The sequence below is a fragment of the Qipengyuania sp. SS22 genome (assembly GCF_025736935.1).
Taxonomy (GTDB): Bacteria; Pseudomonadota; Alphaproteobacteria; order Sphingomonadales; family Sphingomonadaceae; genus Qipengyuania.
In genome coordinates, this window is sequence record NZ_CP107048.1 from 1,580,340 (window position 1) to 1,596,436 (window position 16,097).

General features: G+C 64.5%; 16 protein-coding genes and 1 tRNA gene. 8 read left to right on the forward strand and 9 right to left on the reverse strand.

Annotation, left to right across the window (positions count from 1 at the left end):
- Positions 1 to 19 precede the first annotated feature (19 nt).
- The 7 genes from N6L26_RS07815 to N6L26_RS07845 all read left to right on the forward strand — a co-directional run bounded on the left by N6L26_RS07815 (position 20) and on the right by N6L26_RS07845 (position 4,563).
- Positions 20 to 856 carry an N-acyl homoserine lactonase family protein gene (locus N6L26_RS07815; protein ID WP_263605047.1) on the forward strand — a complete coding sequence of 279 codons (837 nt, stop codon included), beginning with the start codon at positions 20 to 22 and terminating at the stop codon, positions 854 to 856.
- A complete protein-coding gene (gene leuD / locus N6L26_RS07820; RefSeq protein ID WP_263605048.1) occupies positions 856 to 1,461 on the forward strand; it encodes a 3-isopropylmalate dehydratase small subunit in 606 nt (201 codons plus the stop codon). Before N6L26_RS07815 ends, leuD begins: the two co-directional genes overlap by 1 nt.
- Positions 1,458 to 2,456, forward strand: a complete 999-nt coding sequence (locus N6L26_RS07825; RefSeq protein ID WP_263605049.1) for an NADPH:quinone oxidoreductase family protein — start codon at positions 1,458 to 1,460, stop codon at positions 2,454 to 2,456. Before leuD ends, N6L26_RS07825 begins: the two co-directional genes overlap by 4 nt.
- 67 nt (positions 2,457 to 2,523) lie before the next feature.
- Positions 2,524 to 2,850, forward strand: coding sequence for a DUF1476 domain-containing protein (locus tag N6L26_RS07830; RefSeq protein WP_253522727.1), 327 nt, complete (start codon positions 2,524 to 2,526; stop codon positions 2,848 to 2,850).
- A gap of 4 nt (positions 2,851 to 2,854) precedes the next feature.
- Positions 2,855 to 3,088, forward strand: coding sequence for a BolA/IbaG family iron-sulfur metabolism protein (locus N6L26_RS07835; RefSeq protein WP_263605050.1), 234 nt, complete (start codon positions 2,855 to 2,857; stop codon positions 3,086 to 3,088).
- Positions 3,089 to 3,124: 36 nt separating this feature from the next.
- Positions 3,125 to 3,457 (forward strand): Grx4 family monothiol glutaredoxin, encoded by a 333-nt coding sequence (gene grxD / locus N6L26_RS07840; RefSeq protein ID WP_253522721.1) that lies wholly within the window; start codon positions 3,125 to 3,127, stop codon positions 3,455 to 3,457.
- 323 nt (positions 3,458 to 3,780) lie between these two features.
- Entirely contained in the window at positions 3,781 to 4,563 is a 783-nt protein-coding gene (locus tag N6L26_RS07845) for an NUDIX hydrolase (RefSeq protein ID WP_263605051.1), read from the forward strand.
- A 376-nt stretch (positions 4,564 to 4,939) separates the two neighbouring features.
- On the opposite strand, the gene N6L26_RS07850 is transcribed toward N6L26_RS07845, so the two are convergent.
- Positions 4,940 to 5,016: transfer RNA gene (locus N6L26_RS07850), tRNA-Arg, on the reverse strand.
- A 61-nt stretch (positions 5,017 to 5,077) separates the two neighbouring features.
- Between N6L26_RS07850 and N6L26_RS07855 the strand changes: the two genes are divergently transcribed.
- Entirely contained in the window at positions 5,078 to 5,803 is a 726-nt protein-coding gene (locus N6L26_RS07855; protein WP_263607276.1) for a queuosine precursor transporter, read from the forward strand.
- Positions 5,804 to 5,863: 60 nt separating this feature from the next.
- Here N6L26_RS07855 and N6L26_RS07860 read toward each other — a convergent pair whose 3' ends face one another.
- From N6L26_RS07860 to N6L26_RS07895, 8 genes are all read right to left on the reverse strand, one after another.
- Complete coding sequence (locus N6L26_RS07860) at positions 5,864 to 8,788, reverse strand: TonB-dependent receptor (protein ID WP_263605052.1); 2,925 nt, start codon at positions 8,786 to 8,788, stop codon at positions 5,864 to 5,866.
- Positions 8,789 to 8,991: 203 nt separating this feature from the next.
- Positions 8,992 to 10,017: a P-type DNA transfer ATPase VirB11 gene (gene virB11, locus N6L26_RS07865; protein WP_412071320.1), complete on the reverse strand. Its 1,026-nt coding sequence runs from the start codon at positions 10,015 to 10,017 to the stop codon at positions 8,992 to 8,994.
- A 12-nt stretch (positions 10,018 to 10,029) separates the two neighbouring features.
- Positions 10,030 to 11,148, reverse strand: a complete 1,119-nt coding sequence (locus N6L26_RS07870; RefSeq protein ID WP_263605053.1) for a TrbI/VirB10 family protein — start codon at positions 11,146 to 11,148, stop codon at positions 10,030 to 10,032.
- A 3-nt stretch (positions 11,149 to 11,151) separates the two neighbouring features.
- Positions 11,152 to 11,916, reverse strand: a complete 765-nt coding sequence (locus tag N6L26_RS07875; RefSeq protein ID WP_263605054.1) for a TrbG/VirB9 family P-type conjugative transfer protein — start codon at positions 11,914 to 11,916, stop codon at positions 11,152 to 11,154.
- A complete protein-coding gene (locus tag N6L26_RS07880; RefSeq protein WP_263605055.1) occupies positions 11,913 to 13,088 on the reverse strand; it encodes a type IV secretion system protein in 1,176 nt (391 codons plus the stop codon). The genes N6L26_RS07875 and N6L26_RS07880 overlap by 4 nt, the downstream gene beginning before the upstream one ends.
- Positions 13,085 to 15,523 (reverse strand): VirB4 family type IV secretion/conjugal transfer ATPase, encoded by a 2,439-nt coding sequence (locus tag N6L26_RS07885; protein WP_263605056.1) that lies wholly within the window; start codon positions 15,521 to 15,523, stop codon positions 13,085 to 13,087. Before N6L26_RS07885 ends, N6L26_RS07880 begins: the two co-directional genes overlap by 4 nt.
- Positions 15,513 to 15,797: a type IV secretion system protein VirB3 gene (locus N6L26_RS07890; RefSeq protein ID WP_221600823.1), complete on the reverse strand. Its 285-nt coding sequence runs from the start codon at positions 15,795 to 15,797 to the stop codon at positions 15,513 to 15,515. The genes N6L26_RS07885 and N6L26_RS07890 overlap by 11 nt, the downstream gene beginning before the upstream one ends.
- Positions 15,798 to 16,097 carry a TrbC/VirB2 family protein gene (locus N6L26_RS07895; RefSeq protein ID WP_263605057.1) on the reverse strand — a complete coding sequence of 100 codons (300 nt, stop codon included), beginning with the start codon at positions 16,095 to 16,097 and terminating at the stop codon, positions 15,798 to 15,800.

The following is a 16,097-nucleotide window of genomic DNA, read 5'->3' on the forward strand; positions in this document are numbered from 1 at the left end:
CGTCACAGGGGAGAGAGACATGTCGCCGAAATCAGCATTGCTGGCCATGGTGCTGGCGGGCATCGCCGCGCCGGCCATCGCGCAGGAGACCCCGGCGGTCGAACTGTGGCGGCTCGATTGCGGATCGATCGAACTGAGCGATACCGCACCTTTTTCCGACACCCATCTCTACGATGGCGAGCCCCGGATGCTGGCCGACAGCTGCTATCTCGTCCGCAATGGCGACCGCTATCTGCTGTGGGATGCCGGGCTGCCCGCCGCACTCAAGGGCACGAGCGCCAGCCAGTGGGTCTTCACTTCCCGCCTCGAAGTGACAATTGCCGAACAATTGGCGGACATCGGGCTGGCCCCGGCGGATATCACTTTCCTTGGCGTGAGCCATTACCATGACGACCACATCGGCCAGGCGGCCGCGTTTCCCGATGCCGAATTGCTGATCGGGAGCGGCGACGCGGCGGCGGTCACATCGGGCAAGATGGATGCCACGCGCGCGCAGCTTGCCCCGTGGCTGGGCGAAGGCGCGACCGGCAAGGTCACCCGTGTAGCGGGCGATCACGATGTCTTCGGCGATGGCTCGGTCAGCATCGTCGCCGCGCACGGTCATACGCCGGGGCACAAGGCGCTGGTGGTCAGGCTGCCGCGCATGGGCACCTATATGCTCACCGGCGACCTGTATCATTTCGAAGAGCAGATCGAGAACCGCGGCGTGCCCACATTCAACACCGACCGCGCCGATACGCTGGCCGCGATGCACCGCTTCGACCAGATGGCCGACACTCTCGATGCGACGATCGTGATCCAACACGATCCGCGTCACCTCGACCGCCTGCCCACCTTCCCCGAAAGCGCCAAGTAATGCGCGCGGTATCCACCATTGCGGGCCGCGCGATCCCGCTGGGGCTGAAGAATGTCGATACCGACGTCATCATCCCTGCGCACTGGCTCAAGACGGTCAGCCGCGAAGGGCTTGGCCAAGGCGCGTTCGAGACCATCCGCGCGACCCCCGGCAATCCTTTCGATGTGGAGGATTTCGCGCAGGCGCCGATCCTCATCGCGGGCGACAATTTCGGCTGCGGGTCGAGCCGCGAACACGCCGCATGGGCGATGCTCGACATGGGGCTAAACGCGGTGATCGCGCCCAGCTTTTCGGACATTTTCGCGGGCAATGCCTTCAAGAACGGCATCCTCGCGGTGGAATTGCCGCAGGAGCAGGTCGATCGGCTGCTCGAAGTCGCGCAGGATCACCCGATCACCATCGATCTGGAAAACCAGGTCGTCACCACCGAATTCCAGGATCGGTTCACTTTCGAGATTGACCCGTTCCGCAAGCGCTGCCTGCTCGAGGGGCTCGACGAGATCGGGCTGACGCTCGGCAGCGCCGGCGAAATCACCAAACACGAACAGATGCGCGAGGGCGCCATGCCCTGGCTCGATAAACCGCATAGGAGAGATGCAGCGTGAAAGCAGTCCTTTCGAAGGAAGTCGGCGGACCCGAAACCCTCGTCGTCGAGGATATCGCCGAACCCACCGCCAGCAAGGGCGAGGTGCTGGTCAAGGTCGCAGCCTGCGCGATCAATTTCCCCGACACGCTGATCATCCGCGACATGTACCAATTCAAGCCGCCCCGCCCGTTTGCGCCCGGTGGCGAGATCTCGGGCACGATCGAAGCACTGGGCGAAGGCGTCACCGGCTTTGCCGTCGGTGACCGCGTGATGTGCGGCGTCGGCAATGGCGGGCTGCAGGAAAAGGTCGCGGTGGCGGCGGAGCGCCTGTTCAAGGTCCCCGAGGGGATCGATCTCGTAAAAGCCAGCGCGCTGCTGATGACCTATGGCACGACCATTCACGGCCTGAAGGATCGCGGCGACATCAAGGAGGGCGAAACCGTCCTCGTGCTGGGCGCCGCGGGCGGTGTCGGCCTGTCGGCAGTCGAACTGGCCAAGGCCTATGGCTGCCGCGTCGTCGCGGCGGTGTCGACCGAGGAAAAAGGCGAAGTCGCCAAACAGCATGGCGCCGACGAAGTAGTGATTTATCCGCGCGCGCCGTTCGACAAGGATACCTCCAAGCAACTGGCGAGCGACTTCAAGGCCGCGGTCGGCCCTGAAGGCGCGAATATCGTCTATGACATCGTCGGCGGCGATTATTCCGAACCTGCACTGCGCGCGATCGCCTGGGAAGGCCGCTTCCTCGTGATTGGCTTCCCCGCGGGGATCGCCAAGATGCCGCTCAACCTCACCCTGCTCAAAAGCTGCGACATCCGCGGCGTGTTCTGGGGCGCCTTCACCGCGCGCGAGCCCGAGCGCAACCAGCGCAATATCGAGGAACTGTTCGACCTGTGGCAAGCGGGCAAGATCAATCCGCTGGTCAGCGAGACCTATCCGATCGAACGCGCGCATGAGGCCATTGCCAAGCTCGAAAATCGCGGCGCGATCGGCAAGCTCGTCGTGACGATGGAATAACCGCCCTTGCGAGGTGGGGGGGCCGCGCCTATTCCGGCCCCCGAGATTCCATCCCGAGAGGACCATCATGACCGATTTCAAGGATCGCGAACGCGGCGAGGAAGCCAAGTTCGCCTTCGACGAGGAAAACGCCTTCAAGATCGCCGCCCGCCGCAACCGTCTGGTCGGCGAATGGGCTGCGGGCCTGATGGGTCTGACCGACGAAGAAACCGACGCCTACAAGAAGGCCGTCGTGCAGGCCGATTTCGAAGAAGCCGGCGATGAAGACGTGATTCGCAAGCTGCTGGGCGACCTCACCGCTGCCGAATGCGATGTCAGCGAAGCCGATATCCGGACCAAGCTGGAAGAGTGCGCCGTCGAGGCTCGCCGCCAGTTCATGTCCGACGGGGCCTGAACCCATGCCGATGGCCGCTGCAGACATCGTCGCACTGATCGAGGAAGCGCTGCCCGGCGCACAGGTAGAGATGCGCGACCTTGCGGGCGACAACGACCATTGGGCGGCCAAGGTGACTGCGCCGCAGTTTACCGGGCTGACGCGGGTCAAGCAGCACAAGCTGGTTTACGACGCGTTGGGCGGGCGCATGGGCGGCGAACTGCACGCCTTGCAACTGACCACGCAAGCCCCCACCTGATTCTCCGCAACTCGAATTCATACAAAGGACGGACCCATGTCCGATACCAATCAGCGCATCGCCGACATCGTCGGCGGCAAAGACGTCGTCCTGTTCATGAAGGGCACCCCGCTGTTCCCGCAATGCGGCTTTTCGAGCCGTGCGGTAGCGATCCTCGACCATTGCGGTGTGGCCTATGACAGCGTCGATGTGTTGCAGGACATGGAAGTCCGCCAGGGCATCAAGGCCTATTCCGACTGGCCGACCATCCCCCAGCTTTACGTCAAGGGCGAGTTCGTCGGCGGCAGCGACATCATGATGGAGATGTTCGAGGCTGGCGAATTGCAGCAGATGATGGATGCGAAAGCCGTGGCCAAGGCCGAAGGCTGAAGCGCAGCGGGCGCGTCCTTTGAGGACCGCGCCTGCAGTTACCGGCTCCAGAACGGGTAAGGCCCGCCCGGTGGGACTACCGGGCGAGCCTTTCGTTCGTTCTGAGGGTACCGGGTGTGGAGACCTTGGGTTGGCACCCCGTGAAGACTTGAACGGGACACGGAAATGTATGCATGCCCCGTGCCAAACCGGCCCGAGTGCGGATTTCCGCCCTTCCAAATGGTAAACGCGATTTTCGCCGCATTGCTTAGTGTAAAGTTCTCCGACAGCCGCCGTTTACCTTTGCGCTTGGCAAGCAGCGCGGCCCCCGCCACAACAGGCGCATGAGCGAGCACACCGATACCGGGGCCAATGGTATCCCCGCCGCAACCGTCGTCATCTTCCGCAATGCGCCGCAGGGTGGCCCACCGGAAATCCTGATGACCATCCGTTCGCGCGAGATGGTCTTTGCGGGCGGTATGGCGGTCTTTCCGGGTGGCCGGGTCGACCCGGCCGATTTCGATCTGGGCGCCAGCATGGGCGGCCCGCTGGATCCCGACGAGGCCGCGCACCAGGTCGCGGTGGTTCGCGAAACGCTCGAGGAAACCGGGCTGGCCATCGGCCTGACGGGAGAGATCGATGCGGCAAAGGCGCGTGCGGCCCGCAACTTCTTGCAGGAAACCGGCGAACTTGCGCCGGTCCTCGACCATTTCGGCTGGGAGCTCGATCTCGACCAGCTGGTTCCCTTCGCCCGCTGGTTCCCCAAGAACGAACGTATCCCGCGCGTATTCGACACGCGCTTCTACCTCGCCAACCTCGGCACCGGCGCGGTCGAGATCGAGGCGGATTTGTCGGAAAACACGCATCTGTTCTGGACCAGTGCGCAGGGCGCGCTCGATGCCGCCGAGCGCGGCGAAATCAAGGTGATCTTCCCCACCCGCCGCAATCTCGAGCGGCTCGCGCTGTTCGGCAGCTTCGCCGAAGCCTCGGCGCAGGCACAGGCCATCCCGGTGCGCACGATCACCCCCTTCATCGGCGAGAAGGACGGCACCTCCTGGCTGAATATCGGCGAGGAGTTCGGCTATCCCGTCACCGCCGAACCGATGGACAAGGTCGCGCGCGGATAGCGGGAGCGACTGACGCGGACCGTCTTCCGGCCGCCCTGCCTCGACTATTCAAGCCCGCGATCGAGCTTGGCCCGACGGCAAGATGTCAGTCCTGCGCCCTAGCTACGTTCTCCGCGGAAGACGACACTACCGGATCGCCAACACCCGGCGATCCGCCACCGCTCCTATTGCTTTACGCTGTATGGGGCAGCCAATCCGCAATTTTAAAGAAGCTGGCCTCGGTTTACTGACTATTACTTGTCACCCACTCACACCAGGTCGTTGTCGGTCTGGGCATGCGCTTCTGATTGCGGGAGGGAGGGGCTTGTCCCTCCCTCCTCGTTTGCTGGGTTGGTAGTCGGGGTTTGGGCGGCGGAACACATCTTCCACGCTAAATTGGCGCGCCCGGCAGGACTCGAACCTGCAACTCCAAGCTTAGAAGGCTCGTGCTCTATCCAGTTGAACTACGGGCGCGCTTGGGAGGTCCCATAACGCGCCTTTCGCGGCTGGCCAATCGGCACTATTCGTGTTTGTGATGGAAAACGCCCCGCCGAGCCCGCCCGCACCGCAGTTCCGCTATTACGACCTGGTGATGGCGGCCTTCGTCACCATCCTGCTGCTGTCGAACCTGATTGGCGCGTCCAAGCCGAGCTATGTCACGCTGCCGTGGATCGGCGAATGGTCGTTTGGCGCGGGTGTCCTGTTCTTTCCCGTCAGCTACATCATCGGCGACATCCTGACCGAGGTCTATGGTTATGCCCGCGCGCGGCGGGTGATCTGGACCGGCTTTGCCGCGCTCTTGTTCATGGCCTTCATGGCCTGGGTGGTGGTGCGATTGCCGCCCGCGGCGGGCTGGCCCGGACAGGAATCCTATGAATTCGTGTTCGGCAATTCGTGGCGCATCGTGCTGGCATCGATGGTCGCCTTCTGGGTCGGCGAATTCGCCAATAGCTATGTGCTGGCCAAGATGAAGGTCTGGAGCAAGGGGCGCCATCTGTGGATGCGCACGATCGGGTCGACCGTGGTCGGCCAGGGGCTCGACAGCCTGATCTTCTACCCGCTGGCCTTCTGGGGCCTGGCTGGTTGGCCGGTCGAATTGCTGTGGCAGGTCGTGCTGTCGCAATGGGCGATCAAGACGCTGTGGGAAGCCTTGCTGACGCCGGTGACCTATGTTGCGGTCGGGGCGCTCAAGCGCGCCGAGCAGGTCGAGGTCTTCGATACCGAAACCGATTTCTCTCCCTTCGCCTCCGCCGGGCGCTGAGCCATGTGAAAAGGGGCGACCCGCAGGCCGCCCCTCCCTCCCCCATGGAGCTTGTGGGTTCTAGAACTTCGCGCCCACCGCGATGCCGTAGCGCCGCGGATCGAGGGTGAAGATATTTGTGAAATTGCCCGACGAGGCATCGGTGACATAAAGGCCCGTCACCGAGTCGCTGTCGAAGATGTTCTGAACAAAACCGCGCACGAACCAGCGATTGTCGTTCCCGTTGAGCGTGATCGAGGCGTTCGCCTGGACGAAAGGTTCGATCCGGTTGACGTTGCCGTTGAACACATTGCCGTATTGTTCGCCCGTATAGGCAAGGTCGAACCGCGGAACGAGCGACATGCCATTATCGAAGTCGGCAGTGTACTGCACGCCCACCGAAGCCTTGTATTCGGGTGCCTGCGGCAGGCGATTGCCCTTCAGATTGACCTCCACGCCCGGGCTCAGCACGTTAATCGGGCCGAGCGGTGCGAAAGCCGGGTTGGCAGTCTGATCGTCGAGCACGCTGCAGATGCTGAACGCGCCGGTCGAGGCAATCCTCCCGTCGGCTGGGAAGGCGGTCGGGCCCTGCAGTCCCAGTCCGGCGTTCACCGCCCCGACGAAGGCATTGGCCCCCGCGCCGGTCACCGCACAGAGCGAGCCATTCGACAGGTCCTTGATGATCACGGCATCGGGATCGCCGCCGCCCGGATCGCGCGGATTGCTGAACAACTGGTCGCCCGCCACCTTCGCATTGAGGTAGCTGACGTTCATGTTGATCATCCAGTTGTAGCTGGGCCGCAAGATGGTCTCCAGCTCGACGCCCCAGATATTGGCATCGATCGTATCGTTGACCGAGGTCCGAGCAACGATGCGGCTAAGCTGCAAGCCCTTGTACTTGTAGTAAAACCCCGTGAGGTTCACCTGAGCCGCGCCGTTCAGGAAAATGTTCTTCGAACCAATTTCGAAAGCGTCGATCTTCTCGGAACCGAAGTTTTCGGAAACCGCGAAAACCGGTGACAGCGGCGGGTTGATCCCGCCCGACTTGTACCCGCGCGAATAGGAGAAATAGAGGTTGTTGTCGGGCGAGATCGCGAAGTCGAGGACCGCGCGCCCAGTGATGGCGTCGAAACTGACTTCGCGTTCCTGCAGCAGCTGGTTCCCCGGCGTCGCGGCGTCCGCATCGAAGCTTCCGACGAATGGGGAGGTGAACGGTTCGTCATTCCCGAAGGGGTTGAGGAAACTTGCGTAGGTCGTCCGCGCGGCAACGCTCTTGCTGTCGTCATTGTAGCGGATGCCGCCCGTGAACTGGAGCCGGTCGGTAATGTCGACATAGACTTCGCCGAAGATACCGAAGCTTTCCAGTTTGAAGTCGGTCGTGTTGTTCCGGTACATCGACGTAGCGAGATAGGATGGCGGTGCCCCTGCCCCGAATGCCGAGAATGTCCCGAGGATCGCGCTGGCATAGTCCAGCCCGAAGTTGTTAACGTAATAGCTGTTCTCGGCGACTTCGGATTCGGCGTAGATACCGCCGACCAGGAAATTGAACGGCCCGTCGAAATCGCTGGAGAGGATCGCCTCGCCCGACCACGAGGTCTGCTCCTGGCTCGACCGGTCGAAGGCCAGCGGAACATCGGCGCAGATCGAATTACCCTCGAACGCACCCAGATTGCCCGCATCATTATCCGATGTGCACAGCACGCCATTGGGCCCGTCGGGGATTAGCGCGTCGACGATCGGCGCGAAATAGGCGCTCGATCCCGGAACAAAGGGCTGAGCCGGTACGCCCGTGGGAATTCCGTTCGCCCCGAAGAAAGCCAGCGTGTTCAGGGCGCCGGCATAGCCGCTGCGGTCGAGGATGCCGAGGTTGTAGTCCTGGCGGGAATCGACAGAGGTTTCCTGGTAGATCCCCGTAAGCGACAGGTTCATGGGCCCGATCCGTTGGTCGAGATGGGCCTGCAACTGCAATTCATCCGCGAAATATTCGGGTGTGAACGCGGTGTTGACCGTGCGCACGTCGTTGGGTTCGTCGAAATTTGCATAACCGTCGGGTCCGTAGACGCTGCCCAGGGCCAGCGCTTCCGGGATGCCCTGGATACGGAACAGCTCTACCGAAGACAGGACCGTACCCAGCGTCGAATTGGCATTGGTGCTGTCGAAATCGCGGCGGTTGTTGAGACAACCCAGCACGCCGGTTGGATCGCGCTGGCAGGCCTGCTTCTGGATCCGCAACCGGTCATCGTTCTCGCGGAAGTAGAATGCCATGAGGTCGAGCGTGGTGTCAGCGGTGGGTTCGAAGCGCAGCGAACCGCGCACCGCGTACATATCGCGCCCGTCGATATCGGTGTTGTCGTAGAGGTTTTCGGTGAAGCCGTCGCGGTTGAGGTAGAAGCCGGCCGCGCGGAAGGCCAGCGTGTCGCCGAGCGGCACGTTCACCATGCCCTTGGCCTTGATGCTGTTGTAATTGCCGTATTCGAATTCGGCAGCGGCCCCGAAGGTGCCCAGTTCGGGCTTGGCGGTCACCACATTGACCACGCCCGAAGTCGCATTGCGACCGAATAGCGTGCCCTGCGGTCCGCGCAGCACTTCGACGCGCTCAAGATCGAAGTATTCGGTTTCGAACAGGCGCGTGCCGAACAGCGGCGAACCGTTGGTATGGATCGCAGTCGCGCTATCGCAAGTCACGCCCACGCAAAGGTCGCCGATCCCGCGGATCGTGAAGCTCGCACTGGTGAAATTGCTCTTGGTGAAGGAGACGTTGGGCAGCGTCAGCTGGAGATCGCTGGCGTTCTCGATCTGCTGTGCTTCGAGCGCCTCGGCATCGAAGGCGCTGACCGCGATTGGCACTTCCTGCAGCGACTGGTTCTGGCGCTGCGCGGTAACGATGATGACATTATTGCTGAACCGCGGATCTTCGAGATCATCACCGGTTGCATCCTGCGCGAACGCCGGAAACGAAATAGCGCTCGCGCAAATACCCGCGAGCAGGGAAGCCCGTACCCTCATTAACCCTCTCCTCTCGATGTGGCCGTCTTTGCGGCCTACGGTGCTATTGCTATCACACATTCGTATGCACGCAAGCGCCGGCGCATTATTATTGCGCAAAACAGGCGCAAGTTTTGGCAAGTGTTATGTGAAGGGCGCCTTCCGATGCGCAGCTGACGCTACGGCATGGTCGCGTTTTTCCGGTGGGCGCGGTTTTACCGCACTCAGACCAGCGTGTGGCTTTCGGCGATCTGAGCGATCCCGCGCTTGCCCGATCCGTCGCGTCCAAGCTGGACGAGAACGTCGATCACGCTGGCGGCATAGGCGATGGTATCGGTCCGGGTGAGACCGATTCCCGTCTGCATGACCATCAGCGAAAGCTGTTCGAGCGCACCGCGCAGCGAATTGGCATGGATGGTCGAGAAGCTGCCCGGGTGCCCGGTGTTGATCGCGCGCAGGAAACTGACGCTTTCCGCACCGCGCAATTCGCCCAGTACGATGCGGTCGGGGCGCAGCCGCAGCGCCGCCTGCAGCAATTCGTTCGCGGTCACCTTGGCTTCGCCCAATTCGCCCTTCACCGCGACCAGACCGACCCCGTTTTCGCCGGGCAGCCTGAGCTCGGGCGTGTCCTCGACCAGCACCACGCGTTCGTGGCGCGGGATTTCGCCGAGCATGGCGTTGAGAAAGGTGGTCTTGCCGGTGCTGGTGCCGCCCGACACGAGGATCGTGCGGCGCTGGCGGATCGCTTCGCGCAGGAAGGCCACCGGTTCGGCCTGCGCATCGGGCATGGTGCCCTGCTCCGGCGGGGCCAGCGGGCCGGTGTCATAGGCGTCGAGCGGCAGGTCGAGCCGGCGGTGGCGGCGGATTGCCATCGCCCAATGCTTGCGCGCCGCGGGCGGGCCGCAGAACTGTACGCGCGCGCCGCCGGGCAGCGTCGCGCCGAGCAGCGGATGTTCGCGGTTGATGCCCTGGTGGCTGACCCGCGCGACCTGCTCGGCCAGGCGCTGGATCAGCCGGTCGTCGATGTCGGGACGGATGATCTTCTGCATCCCGCCGGCGGCAGCATCCTCGACCCACACCTCGCCCGGCTGGTTGACGAGAATTTCGGTTACCGTGTCGCGTTCGAGCCATTCGCGGAACGGCGCCAGATAGGCATCGAGATAGACGCTGCGTTCGCCATGCAGGTCCACGCCCGGCGCGTGGGCTTCCGGATTGTCGTCCGGATTGAAGGGGTGGATATCGGCGCTCACGACTGGATGGGCTCAGCTGACCGAGGTGAAGTCCAGATCGCGCGCGGTGAAGATGCGGATCGGTTCACCCTGCCGCACCCGCACCGTCGGGCCGCGCTGACCGTCCTGCTGGGCCGCGGTGGCGGCAGCCGAGGAACTGGCCCCGCCGATGAGCACGCCAGCCGCGCCGCCCGTGGCGAGCGAACCGACGCCGCCGACGACCGACAGCAGCAGGGCCGAACCGAAACGCTTGAAGAAACCATCGCCCGAGACCTTGCCCGCAAGTCCGGTGGTGCCGTCGAAGCCGATCGCGGGCGATGCAAGATTGACCGAGGCGCCATCGGGCCGGATCAGCCGCGTCCAGATGACATAGGCGCGCTTCTGGCCATTCTGCAGGCCCGACTGGTACTGGCCGATCAGCCGCGATGAGCGCGGGACCAGCACCTTGGTCCCGTCGAAGCTACGCACGTCCTGGCTCACCACCGCGCGGACATAGCCCGGGACATTGGTGTCGATCGCGGTTTCGAGGATCGCGGGGATCAGCGTGCCCTGCGTGACCGTGGTCGCGGGATTGACCATCGCCCTCGCCTGCGCGGGCGAGCCGCCGACACCGCCGATGCGGCTGGCGAAATCGCTCGCGGCATTGCCGGTCGCACCTGCGGCCTCGCCAGCGGCGCTCGCTTCGCCCAGCGCCAGCGTCGCGGGCGCGCTGCCCGCATCGTAGACGACGGTTGGATTGGCGTAGGGATTGGCGGCAAGCCCGGGCTGCGGCTGCGCTGCAAGAACCGGCTGCGGGGCGGGATCGGGCCGCGGCGCCTGCGCCGCGGCCCGCGCCGGGGGCGGCGTCACCGCTGCGGGGGTCGCCACCGGAGCGGCTTCGATCGGCGTCTGCTGGCCGCCGATGCCTTCAGGAGGCGCGACGCGCGCGGAGTTCATGCTCCACAAAGTGACCAGACCGAGGCCGGCGACGACCGCGATCCCCGCGGCGAGGCCGAGCGCATCGGACTTGCCCGCGGGTCGTGCCACCGCGGGGAAGGCGTTGCGCTGGGCGAGGTCGATGACGTCCGCATCCGCACCCTCGCGCGGGTCGAAATCGTTGGCGATCCCGCTGTCGCCCGGCTTTTTCTCGGGCAATCGCATGGCAAGACGCATCGTTTACCTCCCCTTCGAGGCGAGAGCGGGATTGCCGCTCGCACTGGCAGCGGGCCGTTCGGGCCCGGTGTTGATCAATTGGGCGCTGTCTTCGCCCGAGCGCAGGACGATCGTGCGCGGCACTCCGTCGACGACGATCGTATCGCCGCGAACGGTGAAATTGACCGGGCCTTCGACGCCCTGGCTATTGGTCACGAGGATTGCAGGCACATCCTTGCCGCTTGGCCAGGTAAGGAAGGTCGCAGTGCCATCGTCATAGGTGTTTTCGGGCAGCAGTTCGGGATCGCCCGAGGCATTCCACGCAAAGTTGAGATCCGCCGGATCGACGACCGCATAGGGATCGCGCGCAGCCTGCCGTTCGACCGCATTGGGGGCCATCTGTACCGGTTCTTCCACCGGCTCGTCGGGATAGGCGAAGCGCATCAGGTAAAGCGGCTTGGCACCGGGGCTGGCGACAAGATCGAACAGATAGGTCCGCTTGCTGGTGACGACCGTGAGATTGGTCATGGCGCGCGGCTCGAGCGGTTTGACGAACAGGATATTGGCACGCTTGTTGGGCGTGACCTGCCAGGTCGAGCTGTCGCCGATGGCTACGTTCTCGATCACCTCGTCATCGCCAAACATGATGCTCGCCTGCACCGCGACGCGGCCGTCAATGCGGACCACTTTGGCCTCGTCATACAGCACCTCGACGAGGCGCGAATCCTGCGCGCTTGCCGGCACGGCCAGCAAAGCGAAAGCGAGCGCGGGAATGAGCGCGCGGGTCATGCATGTTTCTCCATTGAACGGTCGAGCGCCTTGGGCGTCGCGGACTTGAACCGGCTGCCGATGCCGGAGCCGCGGACGCGGGCCTTGCTATTGGATGATTGCTGGGCGGAAGCGGGCGAGGTGGCGTAAACCTTCACCGTGCGCGATCCGCCGCCACCGCCCGCACCGCCGCCATCGTTGGCGGCATAGGCAGTCGGGACCGCCGATACGTCGATCCTGCGCGCCTGCGAACTGGCCTGGTTGGCCGCCTGTACCTGCGCCAGTGTGGGGGCGCTTGCCACCTGCTGCGGCACCGGTGCGGGGGAGGATTTTTCATCCCGATCGGGGACCAGCCCGAACACCGACCACCCGGCGACCATCGCGCCCGCCACCTTGAGCACCAGCACCATCAGCGCGACATGCACCGCGCCGATCATGAAGAAGGCCATGGCCGCCTGCGGGTCGATCTGGCCCGGGGCAGCGGTCAGCGCGCCGAGGATCGGCACTGCGAGTTCGAGCATCACGCTGCCGCCGAGCACGGCGAACAGCGGCGCCAGCGCGCATAGGGTCAATCCCTTGACCCAGCCGGTGAACAGGCCGCGGGTCCCGTTGAACAGCGCCAGCACGACGAAGAGCGGGCCCAGCGCGATCAACACGCCAAGCGCGATCTTGGTAGTGACCAGCAGGCCGACGGTGCCAAGCATGAACAGCAACGCGCCGAACCACATCATGCCTTCGGGCGAGAAAGTGGAAATGTCCTGCGCCCCGGCGCTGGCTTCCTGGATGGCAATGAAGACCACGTCGATCTTCTGCGCGAACGTGTCGGTCGCCGAACCCTGCGCGCCTGTCAGCACGCCCGCAAGATAATCGGGGGTAGCGACGGCGAGGTTCCAGACCACGCTCTGATAGGCGATCCAGCTGGTCGCGAAGGTCAGCACGAGGCCCAGCGTCATCATCCGCGGGACAAGGCTGCGGATGCCGATATTGGTCCGCCCGGTCAGCAGCGCAAAGGCGAACAGGGCAATGAACAGCGTGAGGACAAGCGTCAGCACCGTGCCGAGCGAACCGCCCGGTGCGAACAGCCGGCCGAAGGCGGCGGCGCTGGTCTCGCCCGCAATACAGTCCACCCCGCGCAGTGCGGCGGCGACGCCATTGCCGACTTCGGCGGCGACACGGTCGCAGGTCGCGCTCATTCGGCGGCGAGGCCGAGGGCTTCGACCCCAGCCCCCCCTTCGTCATTCGCCCCGCCCGGCCATTTGGTACCGGTAAGCGCGGGGAACCATTCGCTTGGCGCATCGCCCAGCGCTTCGCGCAGCAGGTCGAGCCGGCGAACCGAACTTTCGCGGCCCGAGAGCAGCGTCAGCACTTCGGGTGCGCCCGACAGGTCGAGGCGTACGACGACGCTCGCATCGGGCTGGCGCACGAGGAAGCAGCGGCTGTGCGCGGGCAGCGTGCGGATCAGCGCGAGCTCGTGCTCGGTCAGGCCGAAGCCGTCGCAATAATCCTCGGGCCGCGCGCGGCTGTTCGGCATGAACACCATGGTCGCGGTCTGCTCGACCAATGCGGTCGAAATGCGGCTTTCGAGTGCATCGCGCGCGCTTTGCGTGGCGAAACCGACCAGCGCGTTGCGCTTGCGCAACGTCTTGAGCCAATCGCGGATGCGCGCGGCGAAGACCTCGTCGTCGAGCGCTTTCCATCCCTCGTCGATCAGGATCATCGTCGGCTTGCCGTCGAGCCGTTCCTCGATCCGGTGGAACAGATACATCATCGTCGGCGTGCGCAGCCTCGGGTTCTCGAGCAGTGCGGTCATGTCGAAACCGAGTACCCGCGCACTCAGGTCGAGCCGGTCCTCGGCATTGTCGAACATCCAGGCATGCTCGCCCTCACCGATCCACGCGCCAAGCCGATCGGCCAGATCACCCGGCTGCGGACGGCGGGTGCCCGAGAGCAGTTCCTTGAAATGCCGCAGGCGGCGCAGGCTGGCATCATTGGCATAGGCCGCATCGACCGCGCCCGCGATGGCCTGTTCTTCCTCGGGGCCCTCGGCCTTGAGCAGGACGCCCAGCCAGTCGCGCAGGAATGCCTTGTTGGCCGCCGTATCGGGCAGTGCGAGCGGGTTGAACCCGGTCGGCTCGCCCGCGCGGATCGAATCGTAGCGCCCGCCGATCCCGCGGACGAACAGTTCCGCGCCGCGATCCTTGTCGAACAGGATCGTGCGCGGGCTGAATTTCTGCGCCTGCGCGGCAAGGAAGTTCATCACCACGGTCTTGCCCGAGCCGCTTGGCCCGATGACCGAGAAATTGCCCAGATCGCCATGGTGGAAATTGAAGAAGAACGGGGTCGCGCTGGTGGTTTCCAGCAACGTCACCGCTTCGCCCCAGTGATTGCCCTGCGCCTGGCCCAGCGCAAAACCGTGCAGGCTGCCGAAGCTGGCCATGTTGGCGCTCGAGATCAGCGCGCGGCGGACGAGGTAGCCCTCATTGCCGGGGAACTGGCCCCAGAAGGCGGGTTCGACATTGGTATCCTCGCGCACCGCGATCGCGCCGGTATCGGCCAGCGCGGCGGAGCAGGCGGCCATGGCATCGTCGAGGAGGCCAAGCTGGCGTTCCTTGACCATCACGGTGAGGTGGTGGTCGCCGAAGCCGACCGCGCCATTGCCCAGCGCGTCGCGCGCGGCCATCATGTCGGCGCGCTCGGCGGCGGCTTCCTCATCGGCGCTCTTGAGGCGGCGGATCGCCAGATCCATCCGTTCGCGTGCGGTCTGCCGTTCGGTCGGGGCATAGCTTTCGCTCACCACCATTTCGAAGGGCAGCCGCAGCAGGCTGTCGAGCAGGCCGGGCGAGGTTGCTTCGGGATAGTCCTTGAGGCCGAGCACGGCTGCGAAATCGGGCGAGCCCGAACCGCGCATCTCGATCGCGTCGAGCCCGAAGCTGACCCGGCGATAGGGCAGCATATGGCCGATATCGACATCGTCAGCGGGCTTGCGCACGGGGCGCATCTCGCCGTTGTAAAGCGCGCTCAGCAATTCGAGCATTTCGGAATTGGTATGACCCTGCGGCCCGACATAATCGGCCAGCGGGGTTGCGCCATAGGCGGTCAGCGCGGCGACCAGCCCCTGCGAGGCGGCGCGCAGGCTGCGCAGGTCCTTGGGGTCGGGTTCGAGCCGTTCGCCGTCCTTGCGGCGCAATTTCTTGGCGACCCGCTCGACCAGCCCCGCCTTGCCGCGCGCGGGCCGCCGGATCAGCGTGATAAACTGGTCGTTGACGAACAGCTGGCCCGAGCCGAGCCGTTCGCGCCAGCGCTCATCGATATGGCGGCTGATCGGATCGGGAAATTCGGCTTCCAGATCGACCGAGACGCGGCGGCGGATCACGTGATGATACAGGACGAAGCGCGCATCGAGCGTCGAGCGCAGCACCACTTCGCGCGTGGCGGCATGCGCGTTGAGCGCTTCGCTGTCCTCGGTTTCGAACAACAGGCCGGGGACCTGGATCGCGGTCATCACCGATCCGTCACGCAGCAGCAGCGTGCTCTCGTCGATCAGGCGCAGATAGGGCAGACGGTCGCCCGCGCGCGCTTCTTTCGCGCTCCACGCGGCCGCGCCCTTCCATTTGGCGTTATGCGGCATAGGAATTGCACCCCCAGCGCTTGTAGTTCTTCACCCGTGGGCATTTCGACACCTTGGTGATCCACAGGTCGAAGATGCGCGGCTCGCGCAGGCAGGCGAAATAGCCGACCCCGTGCATCACGGCGAAAACCAGCAGCGCCAGCCAGCTGCCGGTGATCAGGAAGGCTTCTGTCGTCACCATCCCGTTGATGATGAAATAGTTATATGTCACCCCCGCGAACATCTGCGGGCGCGTCAGCGCTCGGTGGACGGGATGGCGGACAAGCGCGGTCATTTACGCAGCGACCCCTTGAATACCGGCCACGATACTCGCTGCGCCGAACAGGATGAACACGCCGATGATGACAGTCGCGCCAAAGCGCCAGTTGAGGCGTCCGGTCAGCATCATGAAGCCGACGGCGGCCACGGCCATTACCGCGACCGCAGTCGCGACATTGCCCAGCAGCGTGCCCTGGAGCCAGCCGAGCGCGGCGACGATCGGACCCGAACCGGCCGGATCGGCGGCCTGCGCGAAAGCGGCGCTGGGGGTCATCAGGGCGGCAAGGACTGCCGGCAGGGTAAGCTTGCGACTCAA

Coding starts and splice junctions, on each gene's coding strand:
- N6L26_RS07830 (WP_253522727.1), top strand. CDS start 2,524: ATGACCGATTTCAAGGATCGCGAACGCGGCGAGGAAGCCAAGTTCGCC.
- N6L26_RS07870 (WP_263605053.1), bottom strand. CDS start 11,148: ATGCGTCTTGCCATGCGATTGCCCGAGAAAAAGCCGGGCGACAGCGGG.
- N6L26_RS07835 (WP_263605050.1), top strand. CDS start 2,855: ATGCCGATGGCCGCTGCAGACATCGTCGCACTGATCGAGGAAGCGCTG.
- leuD (WP_263605048.1), top strand. CDS start 856: ATGCGCGCGGTATCCACCATTGCGGGCCGCGCGATCCCGCTGGGGCTG.
- N6L26_RS07875 (WP_263605054.1), bottom strand. CDS start 11,916: ATGACCCGCGCGCTCATTCCCGCGCTCGCTTTCGCTTTGCTGGCCGTG.
- N6L26_RS07815 (WP_263605047.1), top strand. CDS start 20: ATGTCGCCGAAATCAGCATTGCTGGCCATGGTGCTGGCGGGCATCGCC.
- N6L26_RS07890 (WP_221600823.1), bottom strand. CDS start 15,797: ATGACCGCGCTTGTCCGCCATCCCGTCCACCGAGCGCTGACGCGCCCG.
- N6L26_RS07855 (WP_263607276.1), top strand. CDS start 5,078: ATGGAAAACGCCCCGCCGAGCCCGCCCGCACCGCAGTTCCGCTATTAC.
- N6L26_RS07860 (WP_263605052.1), bottom strand. CDS start 8,788: ATGAGGGTACGGGCTTCCCTGCTCGCGGGTATTTGCGCGAGCGCTATT.
- grxD (WP_253522721.1), top strand. CDS start 3,125: ATGTCCGATACCAATCAGCGCATCGCCGACATCGTCGGCGGCAAAGAC.
- N6L26_RS07845 (WP_263605051.1), top strand. CDS start 3,781: ATGAGCGAGCACACCGATACCGGGGCCAATGGTATCCCCGCCGCAACC.
- N6L26_RS07880 (WP_263605055.1), bottom strand. CDS start 13,088: ATGAGCGCGACCTGCGACCGTGTCGCCGCCGAAGTCGGCAATGGCGTC.
- N6L26_RS07885 (WP_263605056.1), bottom strand. CDS start 15,523: ATGCCGCATAACGCCAAATGGAAGGGCGCGGCCGCGTGGAGCGCGAAA.